Annotated in this window: 12 protein-coding genes; 6 read left to right on the forward strand and 6 right to left on the reverse strand. The window is 73.1% G+C overall.

All coding sequences use genetic code 11. The features are described from left to right. The coding region (locus ACFKCF_RS39025; RefSeq protein ID WP_394500336.1) for a hypothetical protein at positions 1–185 on the reverse strand (185 nt) is incomplete at its 3' end. A gap of 355 nt (positions 186–540) precedes the next feature. On the opposite strand from ACFKCF_RS39025, the gene ACFKCF_RS39030 reads away from it, so the two are divergent. The 4 genes from ACFKCF_RS39030 to ACFKCF_RS39045 are packed head-to-tail and all read left to right on the forward strand — an operon-like array spanning position 541 to position 6095. Then, entirely contained in the window at positions 541–1431 is an 891-nt protein-coding gene (locus ACFKCF_RS39030) for a sensor histidine kinase (protein WP_394500337.1), read from the forward strand. Between the two features lie 10 nt (positions 1432–1441). Beyond that, the gene (locus ACFKCF_RS39035; protein WP_394500338.1) at positions 1442–3280 is read left to right on the forward strand and encodes an extracellular solute-binding protein; all 1839 of its coding nucleotides are present in this window, start codon (positions 1442–1444) and stop codon (positions 3278–3280) included. Next, a complete protein-coding gene (locus ACFKCF_RS39040) occupies positions 3277–5007 on the forward strand; it encodes an ABC transporter permease (protein WP_394500339.1) in 1731 nt (576 codons plus the stop codon). Before ACFKCF_RS39035 ends, ACFKCF_RS39040 begins: the two co-directional genes overlap by 4 nt. Beyond that, entirely contained in the window at positions 5004–6095 is a 1092-nt protein-coding gene (locus ACFKCF_RS39045; RefSeq protein WP_394500340.1) for an ABC transporter ATP-binding protein, read from the forward strand. Before ACFKCF_RS39040 ends, ACFKCF_RS39045 begins: the two co-directional genes overlap by 4 nt. Here the strand turns inward: ACFKCF_RS39045 and ACFKCF_RS39050 are convergent. The 5 genes from ACFKCF_RS39050 to ACFKCF_RS39070 form a co-directional block, all read right to left on the reverse strand. Next, the gene (locus ACFKCF_RS39050) at positions 6090–6881 is read right to left on the reverse strand and encodes an SDR family oxidoreductase (protein ID WP_394500341.1); all 792 of its coding nucleotides are present in this window, start codon (positions 6879–6881) and stop codon (positions 6090–6092) included. The two genes, ACFKCF_RS39045 and ACFKCF_RS39050, sit on opposite strands and share 6 nt — an antisense overlap. 108 nt (positions 6882–6989) lie before the next feature. Next, positions 6990–7361, reverse strand: a complete 372-nt coding sequence (locus ACFKCF_RS39055) for a hypothetical protein (RefSeq protein ID WP_394500342.1) — start codon at positions 7359–7361, stop codon at positions 6990–6992. 30 nt (positions 7362–7391) lie between these two features. Further along, positions 7392–7766 carry a roadblock/LC7 domain-containing protein gene (locus ACFKCF_RS39060; RefSeq protein ID WP_394500343.1) on the reverse strand — a complete coding sequence of 125 codons (375 nt, stop codon included), beginning with the start codon at positions 7764–7766 and terminating at the stop codon, positions 7392–7394. A 29-nt stretch (positions 7767–7795) separates the two neighbouring features. Continuing rightward, complete coding sequence (locus ACFKCF_RS39065; protein ID WP_394500344.1) at positions 7796–8776, reverse strand: hypothetical protein; 981 nt, start codon at positions 8774–8776, stop codon at positions 7796–7798. 3 nt (positions 8777–8779) lie between these two features. Next, positions 8780–9154 carry a roadblock/LC7 domain-containing protein gene (locus tag ACFKCF_RS39070; protein WP_185072500.1) on the reverse strand — a complete coding sequence of 125 codons (375 nt, stop codon included), beginning with the start codon at positions 9152–9154 and terminating at the stop codon, positions 8780–8782. A 261-nt stretch (positions 9155–9415) separates the two neighbouring features. Here ACFKCF_RS39070 and ACFKCF_RS39075 point away from each other — a divergent pair, with 261 nt between their 5' ends. Both ACFKCF_RS39075 and ACFKCF_RS39080 read left to right on the forward strand, forming a co-directional pair. Next, positions 9416–10441 carry an alcohol dehydrogenase catalytic domain-containing protein gene (locus ACFKCF_RS39075; protein WP_394500345.1) on the forward strand — a complete coding sequence of 342 codons (1026 nt, stop codon included), beginning with the start codon at positions 9416–9418 and terminating at the stop codon, positions 10439–10441. Positions 10442–10499: 58 nt separating this feature from the next. Next, positions 10500–12881 (forward strand): glycoside hydrolase family 6 protein, encoded by a 2382-nt coding sequence (locus ACFKCF_RS39080; protein ID WP_394500346.1) that lies wholly within the window; start codon positions 10500–10502, stop codon positions 12879–12881. The last annotated feature ends 7 nt before the right edge of the window (positions 12882–12888 follow it).

Here is a 12888-nt window from a genome sequence, read left to right on the forward strand (position 1 = left end):
TCCTTGCGCCCGGCCTGGCGAGCCGCCTCAACCCGGGCCTTCCACTTCTCGTTTCCGAGCAGCCAGTCGAACGACTCGGTCTGCAGAGCGAGAAGGTCAGGAACTTCGAGGGGCTCCTGGATGTGCGCGAATGACACGCGACGGGGACCAGCGGGTACGGCGGAGGCGTTGCGCGAGGCTGCCAACAGATGTCCTTCCGGGAGCTGACGGCGGACCGAATGCGCGCATGCCAAGCGCCCGGCATTTCACCGGGACATGAGGCAGCACGGAATGGCAGCATAAACCGAAAGGGACATGGATGGCAACATTTAATATAGTTGTCAACCTCGCTCCCGCTTCAGGATGGCATATCCCCCTAGTCATCGTCAACTTCAACACCACCGCTCGGGGTGCGGGCGAGCACATCCATGATGCGGCCGGCGACGTGGGCGGGGTTGGGCCGCACCTACCGGCTGGGCGGGGGCGACGGTTCTGGCGCGGGACGGGCGGCGCACGTCATCCTGTTCACGACGTTGCAGGTTTCGGCGAGGTGACGCGTAGATGCGATGGAAGGAGCTGTCCGGCATCGCCAGGTCGCCGCGATTACCCCTGCTGACCGGCGTGATCGGGATCGCCGGCGCGGTGGCGGCGGTGCCGGCCGGGGCGTGGCCGGCGGCGGCGGCGTTCGCCGGGCTGCTGGGCGGCGCCGGGCTGGCGGTCGCCGCCATGCGGCGGGCGGCCGCGGCCCAGCAGGCCGAGCTGGCCCGGCTGGGCGAGCTGGTGGAGCGGCGGGCCGAGCAGGTGACGGCGCTCAGCCACGAGCTGCGTACGCCGCTCAGCATGATCAAGGGAGCGGCGGACCTGCTGGGAGAGGGCAGCCCCGGGCCGCTGACCCCGGACCAGCAGCGCTTCATCGCCATCGTGGACCGGCAGTGCGCGCAGGTCATCGCCCTGTGCGAGAGCCTGCTCACCCAGGCGAAGATCGAGGCGGGGCTGTTCACGCCGCGGCTGGAGCAGGTGGACGTCTCGGTCGTGGCGCGCGACGTGGTGATCGCCATGCGGGCCCTGTGCGCCGAGCGCAAGCAGCGCATCACCCTGGACACCCCGCAGGTCACGCCGCGTATCCAGGCCGACCCCATGCTGATCGTGCAGGCGATGACCAACCTGCTGTCCAACGCCAGCCGGTTCACCACCGTGGGCGGCGGCATCGACGTGCGGGTGGCCGTCATCGACACGGGGATCGCGGTGTACGTCACGGACGACGGCGCGGGGATGACCAGGGAGCAGCGACGGCGCCTGTTCCACCGGTTCGTGACCGGCCGCCCGCTGGCCGACGGCACCGGGCTCGGCCTGGTCATCACCAAGACGATCATCGAGCTGCACGGCGGGGCCATCATGGTGGACACCACGTCGATGCACGGCACCACCTTCCTGTTCACGCTGCCAGGCTAGGGAGAGCCCCATGTTCACCGCGCTCGTCGTCGACGACGAACCCCAGATGACCGCGATCATCGCTTTCGCGCTCGCGACGCAGGGCTTCCAGGCGATCGAGGCGCACGACGGCGCCACCGCCATGCACCTGCTCCGCACCCGCCACGTGGACCTGGTCGTGCTCGACGTGCTCATGCCGGCGCTGGACGGGCTCACCCTCTGCGAGATGATCAAGGCCAAGTACCCCAATGTCGCGATCGTGCTGGTCACCGCGCTCTCCCGGCCCGAGGAGGTCATCGCCGGGCTGGAGCGGGGGGCGGACGACTACGTGACCAAGCCGTTCCACCCGAGAGAGCTCGTCCTGCGGGCGCGGGCCGTGCTGCGCCGCTACACCGGCCCCACGCTGCTGCGGGCCGGCGACCTGGTCATCGACGCCGCCCAGCACACCGTCACGATCGGCGAACGGCGGCTGACCCTGACGGACACCGAGTGCAAGCTGCTCGCCCACCTCGCCGCGCGGCGGGGCACCCCGCAGTCGTGGCAGGACCTGCTGCGGGAGGTGTGGGGCACCACCAACCTGACGGGCGGCCGGGACGTGGTCAAATCCACCGTCTACCGGCTCCGGTCCGCGCTGGAGGCGCTCGACGCCGCCTCGTACGTGCAGACGGTGCGCGGCGCCGGCTACATGATGCCCGACCGGCCCGATTGGTGGGTGACGGCGCCGTCACCGACGCTCACCGCGCTGTCACCGGCGGGGCCCGCCCCGCGGCCTAGCTTTGCGGCATGGCAACCCTTCAGCCGCTCCAGGAGGTCGACGATGGCTTCACCTCTTGCTCGTTCACGTCCGGTCCTGTCGATCGGCGCCGCCCTCGCGCTCGCGTGCTGCGGGTGCACGAACGCACCCGGAGCGGCGAGCGCCGACGCCGGGAAGGTGGTCGTCGCGTGCGGCGCCACCGAGGAGTGGTGCGCGGCGACGACCTCCGTCTTCACCTCCGAGACGGGGGTCCCGGCGGAGTTCGTCCGCCTGTCCAGCGGTGAGGCCCTCGCCCGGATCAAGGCGGGCCGGGCCGATCCGGAGTTCGACGTCTGGCACGGCGGCCCGGCCGACGGGTACGCTGCGGCGGCCGACGACGGCCTGCTGCAGGACTACGTCTCGCCGAACGCCGCCGCCATCCCCGACCGGTACAAGGACCGCGACGGCACCTGGACCGGCGTGTACGTGGGCGTGCTCGGCTTCTGCGACAACACCAAGATCCTCGCCGAGAAGCACCTGCAGGCGCCCACGTCGTGGGAGGGCCTGCTGGACCCGGCTCTCAAGCAGAACGTCGGCATCGCGCACCCCTCCACGTCCGGCACCGCGTACACGGCGCTGTGGACCCAGGTGGTGCTGCACGGGGGCGCCGACGACGGGGCGCTGGCGTACATGAGGCGGCTGCACCCGAACGTGCTGCAGTACAGCAAGTCCGGCGCGGCGCCCGCGCAGCAGGCCGCCAGGGGCGAGATCGGCGTGGGCATCGTGTTCTCCCACGACTGCGTGGCCACGCGGGAGCAGGGCTTCTCCGACCTGCGGGTCACCTTCCCCGCCGAGGGGACGGGCTACGAGGTGGGCGGCGTGGCGATGGTCAAGGGGGCGCACAACGTGGCCGGCGCGAAGAAGTACATCGACTGGGCGCTGACCCCTGCGGCGCAGGAGATCGGGCCGACCGTCCATTCGTACCAGGCGCCGACCAACCCGGCCGCGAAGCGGTCGGACAAGACCGCCGACCTGGCCGCGCTGAAGCTCGTCGACTACGACAGCAGCGCCGCGGGCGCCCGCAAGCTCGACCTGACCCGGCGCTTCGACGCCGAGATCGCGAAGGCCCCCAGATGAGCGCCCTCGTCGACTCTCCGCCCGCGCGGCCCTCGCGGGCGCGGCGCAGGCGGCGCCGCGAGGCGAGCGTGGCGCTGGCGATCGCCGCCTGCGTCGTCCTCGTCCTCGCCGGCAGCGTCTTCCCGCTCGGCACGGTGCTCGCCTCGGCGCTGTCGGCCGAGGCGTGGCCGCGGTACGCCCGGTTCTTCACCTCGCCGGTGGACCTGCGGATCCTCTGGAACACGCTCGTCCTCGGCGTGCTGGTCGGCCTGTGCGGCACGGCGATCGGCTTCCTGTTCGCCTTCGTGCAGACCCGGCTGGACGTGCCGGGCAAGCGGCTGCTGCACCTCGTCGCGCTGATGCCGGTGGTCAGCCCGCCGTTCGCGGTGGCCACGGCCACGATCGTGCTGTTCGGCCGGCGCGGGATGGTGACGCACGACCTGCTCGGCGTCGAGTACGACGTCTACGGGCTGGACGGGCTGGTGTTCGTCCAGTCGCTGTCGCTGTTCCCCGTGGCGTACCTGGGGCTGCTCGGCATGATGCGCGGGCTCGACCCGGCCATGGAGGAGGCCGCGATGACGATGGGCGCGTCCCGGTGGCGCGTCTTCAGGACCGTCATGCTGCCGCTGCTCGCTCCGGGGCTGGCGGCGCCGTTCCTGCTGCTGTTCGTGGAGGCCATCGCGGACCTGGCCAACCCGCTCGTCGTGAGCGGCGACTACACGGTGCTGGCCAGCCGCGCCTACCTGGCCGTGACCGGCGAGTACGACACCACGGGCGCGGCCGTCTACAGCCTGATCCTGCTGGTGCCGTCCGTGGGCGTGTTCGTGGCGCAGCGGTACTGGCTGGGCCGCAAGGTCCGCACCACGATCACCGGCAGGCCCTCCGGCAGCGTGCACCCGGTCACGAGCTGGGTGCGCTGGCCCGTCCTCGCCCTGGCGGTGCTGGTCGCGCTGGTCATCGTCGGCCTCTACGGCACCATGGTGGCCGGCGGGGTCACGCGGGTGTTCGGCGTGGACAACACGCTCACGTTCACGCACCTGCGCGAGGTGCTGCTGGGCGTGGGCCGGGAGGCGCTGACGGACACGACCCTGCTGGCGGCGATCGCCACCCCGGTCGCCGGGGGGTTCGGGCTGCTCATCGCCTGGCTCGCGGTGCGGCAGCTGGGGCGCACGGGCGGCTGGCTGGACTTCGCCGGAACGCTCGGCGTGGCCGTGCCGGGGACGGTGCTCGGCATCGGCTACGTGCTGGCCTACCGGCCCGCCCGGTACGCCGGCGACCTGCTGGTCCTGCCCGGGCTGGTGGGCGGCAGCGCGGTGGCGGGCGGGGCGCTGGCGATCGTGCTGGCGTACGTCGTCCGTTCCGTCCCGGCCGGGCTGCGTACGGGCACGGCGGCGCTGTCGCAGCTGCACCCGAGCCTGGAGGAGGCGTCGAGGAACCTCGGCGCCGGCCCGCTGCGGACGTTCCGCAAGGTCACGCTGCCGCTGATCCGCCCGGCGCTGCTGACGGGGCTCAGCTACGGCTTCGCGCGGTGCATGACCTCCGTCTCGACGATCATCCTGCTGGTCACCCCGGGCACGCACATCATCACCTCGCAGATCCTCAGCGCCGCCAACACCGGCCGCTACGGGGTCGCGTTCGCCTACTGCACGGTGCTGACCGCGATCGTGCTGGCCGGCTTCGGGGTCATCCGGCTGCTCGTCGGGCGCTCCGCCACGCTCCACCGCTCCCCCGGAAGGCAGGAACGATGACGGACGAGACCCGCAGGGGGCGCCTCCACCTGGACAAACTGACCAAGGCGTTCCTGGGCCGCGCCAGGACCCCGGTGGTCGCGGTCGACACGGTCACGCTCGACGTGGCGCCCGGCGAGTTCATCACACTGCTCGGCCCCTCCGGCTGCGGCAAGACCACGACGCTGCGCATCGTGGCCGGCCTGGAGGAGGCGTCGAGCGGGCACGTGCGGCTGGACGGCGAGGTCATCGACGGGTTGCCGCCGCAGCGCCGCCCGATGGCCATGGTGTTCCAGAGCTACGCCCTCTTCCCCCACCTCACCGTGGGCGAGAACATCGCCTACGGCCTGCGTACCCGGCACCGGGCCAAGGACGAGACCGACACCGCCCTCCGGATCGCCCTCACCAGCATGAACCTCGTCGGCCTGGAGAACCGTGCCCCGCACGAGCTGTCCGGCGGCCAGCAGCAGCGCGTCGCCCTGGCCCGCGCCCTCGTCATGCAGCCGGAGGTGCTGCTGTTCGACGAGCCGCTGTCGAACCTCGACGCCAAGCTGCGCGGCGCCATGCGCGCCGAGATCCGCCGCATCCAGCGCCGGCTCGGCATCACCAGCCTGTACGTCACCCACGACCAGGACGAGGCGATGACCATGTCGGACCGCGTCGTGGTGATGAACAGGGGCCGGATCGAGCAGGCGGCCACCCCCGCCGACATCTACTTCCGCCCGGCGACCGTGTTCGTGGCGGACTTCATCGGCCGGGCCAACTTCGTCGAGGTCGTGCCCGAGCGGATGGACGCGGGCGGGGCGGTCGTCACGGCGCTGGGGCGGACCATGACGGTGGCGGCCCACCCCGAGGTGCAGGTGAACGCCGCCGCCTACCTCATGGTCCGGCCGGAGACGCTGTCGCTCCGCCCGGCCGCCGAGGGCGGGACCGGCTCGGTGCTGCGGGCCGCCTTCCACGGGCACAGCGTGGACTACGAGGTGGAGACCGCCTCGGGCACCCTGGTGGTGACCGTGCCGGGGCCGGATCCGCAGGGCCTGCTGGCGGAGGGGACGAACGTGACCGTCGGGATCGACCCCGGCCGCGCCTACGTCCTCACCAAGTCATGACAGGTCGGGCAGCCCGAGGTCGAGGTTGGGCCGGTCGATCCCGCCGTCCACTTCGAGCACCTTGCCCGTCACGTAACGGGCGGCCGGGGAGACCAGGTACAGCACGGCCGCCGCGACGTCCTCCGGCTCGCCGATCCGCCGTAACGGCGTGGCCTGCTCCATCTGGGCGCGCAGACCCTCGTCGTTCATGACGATGTCGAGCGCGGAGGTGGCCACCGCACCGACGGCGACCGCGTTGACCCGAACGGCGGGGGCCAGGTCGAGCGCGGCCAGCCGGGTGTAGTGCGCCAGGGCCGCCTTGGCGGTGCCGTAGGCCAGGTAGCCGCGGCCCGCCACGCGGCCCACGGCGGAGGAGACGTTCACGACCGCGCCGCCGCCCGCCTTCAGCAGGTGCGGGACGGCGGCCCTGGTCAGCTCGTGCGCCACGCCGACGTTGAACTGGAACGCGTTCTCGAGGTGCTTGCGTTTCGTGTCGAGGAAGGCGCGGGGCATCGCGCCGCCCACGTTGTTGACGACCACGTCCAGGCGGCCGAAGGCGGCCGCGGCCCGCTCTGCGAGGTCCTCGGCGGCGCCCGGGAGCGTCAGGTCGGCGGGGACGACCAGGACCCGCCTGCCGGCCTGTTCTACCTGCTCGGCGATGGTGCGGAGCTGGTCCTCTGTGCGGGCGCAGATCGCGACGTCCGCGCCGGCCTGGGCGAGGGCGACGGCGGTGGCCGCGCCGATGCCCCGGCCGGCGCCGGTGACCACGGCCGCGGCGCCGCCGATCTGGAAGCGGTCCAGGATCATGACCCCACCCTAGGAACAACTGCAACCCGTTTCAATACGGACCGGGCCGTGGTGCGTGAGGGTGGGTGGCCCGCCGTCGAGCGGGGGCGGGCCACCCGAGGGTCCGGGTCAGACCTCCAGTTTCTCCTCGATGCCCCGGAGCTGGTGCCTGGACAGCGCCAGGTTGGCGCGCCCACGGTCGAGCGCCAGGTAGAGGAACAGCCCCTTCCCTCCGCGCCCCGTGATCGGCCGGATGATGTGGTACTGGCCGCCCAGCGTGATGAGGATGTCCTCGATGCTGTCCTTGAGACCGAGCGAGTCCATCGTGCGGAGCTTCGCCTTGACCACCTCCGTGTTGCCCGCGGCGGCGACCTGCAGGTCCAGGTCCTTGGAGCCGCCGAGGGTGCCCAGCGCCATGCCGCTGCCGTGATCGACGATCGCCGCTCCGATGGCGCCGTCGATCGTCATCATCTCCTTGAGCGAGACGTCCATGCTGGCCATTGCTTCCTCCCTTTCTGCCAGGTGACGGGTTCAGTGCCTACGTGCTGCGACGGCGGCCACTCCGGCGGCCGTCTTCCTGCCCTCCAGCCGCAGCAGCCCGACGTTCGCGCCGGGCTTGGCCAGGACTGTGAGGACGATGTTGGGGCCGGCGGCGTAGAAGGCCACGAAGCCGGCGGTGCCCGAGATGAGCGTTTCCTCGAGGGCGCCCTGGCCGGTCATGGTCAGCATCCGCCTGCTCATCGCGAGCAGCGCCGCCGACAGCGCCGCGGCCTGCTCGCCGCGGTCTCCTTCCAGGTCGCAGGCGATCTGCATGCCGTCCACGGTGCAGGCGACGCTGCCGCTCACGTCCGGCGTGCGCTCGCGCAGGAGCGTCATTTCCTCCAGAACCTCTTTCCGCAGCTCCACCGGTGGCCTCCTCCTGAGTACGGGGAACCTCACGCCAGCTCCTCGAGCGCCTTCTTGAGCCGCATCAGCAGCGCCAGATCGGTCGGGTCTCCGGTCACGGGCGGGCCGAGCGGCTGGGCCGCCGTCCCGGGATCGTGGGGCGGTCGCCCGTACGGGTGCCGCGCCCGCTTCGGCAGCCCGGCTCCCGGCGCTCCACCGCCGTCGGCGGCCTCATCGGGCTCGGCGGGCCCGGCATGCTTGGGCCGCTTGTCGGCGGGAGCGGCCCGGCCCGGAGCGGGCAGGGCGGTGCGGCCCGGGTCGCCTGGAGCGGCGCGGCCTGGGTCGCCTGGAGCGGCGCGGCCCGGAGCGGATAGGGCGGTGCGGCCCGGGTCGGGTGGGGCGAGCAGGCCGGCGGCCGCCAGCCTTCTGACCGCCAGCAGGACCGCGTAGCCCGACCGGCCGAGCTGCTTGGCCAGCTCCAGCGGCGTGGCCTTGTGGTCGGCCCCGACGATCACCTCCCACTGGACCCGGGTCAGCGTCACCCCGTGCCCCGGCAGCCACGGCACCGGCCGCACCGGCAGCGTGTCCACGTCCGCGGACGGCCAGATCTCGGCGAGGTGCGCCCGCCGCCGCGCGCACTCCCGCACCAGCCCCGCCACCTCGAAGAACCACTGGCCGCCCAGCCAGTGCCGCTCCCCCGGCCGGAACTTGGGCCGCGTCCCGCTGATCGGCAGCAGGAAGAAGGCCGCGTCCAGGACCGTACCCAGCACCGCGAACTGCAGCTCGCCGGGCGTGAGCGGTCCCTCCTCGAGGAGCCGCGCGCAGCCGCCGTCCGCCTGGAGCCCGCGCAGCGCCGCCTCCGTCATCCGGCCCCTGGCCGTGAGCAGGCGCTCGACGCCCGGAGTCTGGGCGCACTCCATGTACGTCACGCGCCCGTCGTGGAGGAAGATCGTGCCGTTCCTCCCGAGCCGGAGCGCGCCCGTCGAACGCTCGCGCGCCAGCCCGGCCAGGAGTGCGTCGAGCCTGGTCATGACTCACGTCGTCAGCTGGCTGGAGACCGACCGCAGACGGTGGCGAGCCAGGGCCAAGTTGGATCGTTCCAGGTCAAGGCGTACGTAGATGACCAACGGCCCCTCGAAGACCGTCTCCAGCGGCCGGAGCAGATGATGCCCCTTGTCCGTGGTGACGAGCATGTCGTCGATCCGTACGATCTCGCCCGGGCAGGCACGGGCAAGACCGTCGGTCGTGGCCCGCAGCGCCTCGGTCAATGCGGCGGCCGACCGGTCGGCGTCCACGCCCGAGGCACTGCTGAAGGCCACCGCCATGCCGCTGGTGTGGTCGAGCAGCATGGCATCCAGCGCCCCCGGTATGGACATGACCTCCGCCAGGCAGGTGTCGATTCCGAGCACGTCATCCCCCTCGCCGTAAGTGGAACGGGGACAGCGTAGGGGGGTAATGAATCACACTGAAGCGCCCCAAAGACCTGCGGTTACGCTTTTATGCGGCCAAGGCGGAGAAAAACAATACCCATACAGATAGTTCTGATATTTATGAGTATTTCTCGTAATGAATGCGCTGCCGCCCGTCCAGCGCGCCAGGCGCCGAGGTGCTCGGCTCCGCACGGCCGCGACGCGGCGCGCCTCGACGGCGGCATGACGGCGGTGATCTGAATGGACGCGAAAGCCCTCGTCGTCACCGGCCCCGGGCACCTCACGATCGAGACCCGGCCCACTCCGGCGCCGCGACCGCACGAAGCCGTCGTCACGGTCGTCTACGGCGGGATCTGCGGCTCCGACCTCCACTACTACCGCAGCGGCCAGGTGGGCGAGGCCGTCCTGCGCTCCCCCATGGTCCTGGGGCACGAGGTGGTCGGGATCGTCGCCGAGTCCGCCGCCGACGGCTCGGGGCCGCCGGCGGGCAGCCGCGTCGCCGTGCACCCCGCCCAGGTGTGCGGCCGCTGCGGCTACTGCCTGCGCGACGAGCAGAACCTCTGCGAGAGGCTGCGCTATCTGGGCAGCGCCGCCCGGACGCCGCACACGGACGGCGGGTTCGCCGAGCGCCTCGCCGTGCCCGCGAGCCGCCTCGTGCCGATCCCCGAGGGGCTCGACCTGCGCACGGCGGCGCTGGCCGAGCCCGCTTCGGTGGCGCTCCACGGCCTGCGCCGGCCGAGCTCCGGCGTCGAGGGCCGCGACGTCCTGGTGATCGGCGCCGGGCCCATCGGCCTGCTCTCCGCTGCCCTGGCCGCCTGCGCGGGCGCGGCCACGGTCACGGCGACCGACGTGTTCGGCGAACCCCTCCGGCTGGCGCTCCAGGTGGGCGCGACCCACGTCGTACGCGCGGACCGCGGCGAGCCGATCCCCGCCGCCGACGTCGCGATCGAGTCCTCCGGCTCCCAGGCCGGGCTCGTCTCCGCCGTCGAGGCGCTGCGCCCCGGCGGAACCCTCGTCAACGTGGGGCACCTGCCCCCGGGCGGGGTCACCGCGCCGCTGCACCTCGCGGTCACCCGCGAGCTGACCCTGATGGGGTCGAGCCGCTTCTACCACGAGATGCCGGCCGCCCTGTCGATCATGAGCCGGGAGGCCGGGCGGTTCGCGCCCATTGTCACGTCCGTCTTCGGGCTCGGCGCGGCGGTGGCGGCGTTCGAGGAGGCGGCCGACGCCCGGCGGTCGAGCAAGGTCCTGCTCGCCTTCACCTGAACCCCCGTGCCGCCCGGGCCGTACCTCCTGTCGACTGTCGGGTCGGGATGGGCGGGCGATGGCGTACGGCACCAAACGCGGCGAGGCGGTGGACGGGCGGACCGGCGACGACCCGCGGCGGCTCGGCGGCCACCGCATCGTGCGCCGGCTCGGCTCGGGCGGGATGGGCATCGTCTACCTCGCGAAGAGCCGGTCGCGGCGGCTCGTGGCGATCAAGGTCATCCACCGGCACCTCGCCGGCGACCCGGAGTTCCGGCGGCGCTTCCGCCGCGAGGTCGCGACCATGCAGCGGGTCGCCCCCTTCTCGACGGCCGCCGTGCTCACGGCCGACCTGGACGGCGAGACGGCGTACGTCGTCACCGAGTACGTGCCGGGGCCGACGCTGTTCCGCGCGGTCGTGGAGCGGGGCCCGATGTCGGGCTCGGAGCTCGAGGGACTGGCCATGAGCACGGCGGTGGCGCTGTGGGCCATCCACGCGGCCGGCGTCGTCCACCGCGACCTCAAGCCGTCGAACGTGCTGCTGTCCCCCGTGGGCCCGAAGGTCATCGACTTCGGGCTCGCCTTCGTCGCCGACTCCACGACGCTCTCCGTCACCAGGATGGGCACCCCGGCGTACATGTCGCCCGAGCAGGTGCGCGGACTGGCGTCGCCGGCCTCCGACGTCTTCGCCTGGGGCGGTGTCATGGCCTTCACCGCGAGCGGGCGGCCTCCGTTCGGCTCGGGGGCGGGCCACGACGTGCTCTACCGCGTGGTCCACGAAGAACCCTTGCTCCCCGAGCTGGGCGGCGTGCTCGGCCAGCTGGTGGCGCGGGCGCTGAGCAAGGACCCGGCGGCCCGCCCGACGGCCGCCGAGCTCGTGGACGCGCTCGGCGAGGGCGCGACGCTCCGCCTCTCGCCCGACTTCGTCCCGGTCGGGCCCCCTCCGCGACGCCGGGCGAGCGGCCGGCTCCCGTACAAGTCCGGGGCGCCGCGCCCGGCCGCCACCGCCTCGGGCCGGACCCACGCCGTCCCCGAGCAGGGCCACGCCGCCACGGATCAGGCCCACCCCGCCACGGGGAAGGACCGCGCCGCCCTGATCCAGGGCCGCACCACCCCGGACCGCAGCCGTTCCACCCCGGACCGGAGCCGCACCACCCCCGACCGGGGCCGCGCCGCTCCGGCGCACAGGGGCCGGCGACGGGTCGCGTCCAGGCGCTGGCGGTGGGGCGGCGCCGCGGCGGCCGCGCTGGCCGTGGCGGCGGCGGGCGCGTACCTGCTACCCGGCCTGCTCCCCGGCCTGCCCGCCGTGCCCCCTGCTGTGAACCCAGCGGTGAACCCGGCGGTGAACCCGGTGGACCCCGCCATCGCGAAGGAGGCCGGCACCCTGTGGCGGCAGCTCCCCGGCGAGAACCCGCTGCGCGCGGACGGCGTGCGCTTCTACGTGCAGCCGGACACCGACGCGGCGCGGCAGGCGCGGACGTGGTCGGCGCAGGGCAGGACGGCCGACGCCGCCGTCATGCGGGCGCTGTCGCAGGTCCCCCAGGCGATGTGGCTGGCCGGCGGCTCCCCCGCCGACGTCTCCCGCACCGTGCGCGAGGCGGTCGCCCAGGCCGAACGCCGGCGAACCGTCCCGGTGTTCGTCACCAACAACATCCCGGGACGTGACTGCTGGAACGGCGGCGCCCCGGACACCGCCGGCTACCGGGCGTGGATGGACGCGGTGGCCGAGGGCATCGGGAACCGGCCCGCGGTCGTCGCCCTGGAGCCCAGCGGCCTGGCGCGCATCCCCGGCAGCCCCGAGTGCCCCCAGGGCGGGGAGGCGGCCGCCGTCCAGCGTTACGGCGATCTCTCCTACGCCGTGGAGACCCTGACCGGCCTGGCCCGCACCGCCGTCTACCTCGACGGCGGGCTGGCGGGCTGGCCCGCGTTCACACAGATCGCCGACCGGCTGGTCAACGCGGGGGCGATGCGCGCCGACGGCTTCTACGTCAACGCCGTCGGCTACCGGCCGACCGGGCGCTCGCTCACGTACGCCGCGAAGCTGTCCAGGTGCGTCTACCTGAGGGCGGCGGCGCGGACCGCATCATGCGCCGACGCGGCACTGGCCGCCGTGCCGGACGACGCGCCCGGCCTGCCGCACTTCATCGTCGACACGAGCAGGAACGGGACCGGCGAGTGGCAACCGCCCGCCGGGCGCTTCCCGGTTCCAGACGAATGGTGCAACCCCCCTGGCAGAGGCGCGGGCGCCCGGCCGTCGGCCGACACCGGGAAGCCGCTGGCCGACGCGTTCCTCTGGCTCAACAGCCCGGGATTCTCCAACGGCCAGTGCACCCGGGGCACCTCGGGACCGGCCGACCCGGTGTACGGCATCGTCACCCCGGCCTCCGGCCAGTGGTGGCCCGACCAGGCCCTCGATCGGGCGCGGAACGCCGTCCCCCCGCTCGCGCCCGAGGCCCCGTAGCCGTTCG

This window comes from Nonomuraea sp. JJY05 (assembly GCF_043496855.1).
Lineage (GTDB): Bacteria > Actinomycetota > Actinomycetes > Streptosporangiales > Streptosporangiaceae > Nonomuraea.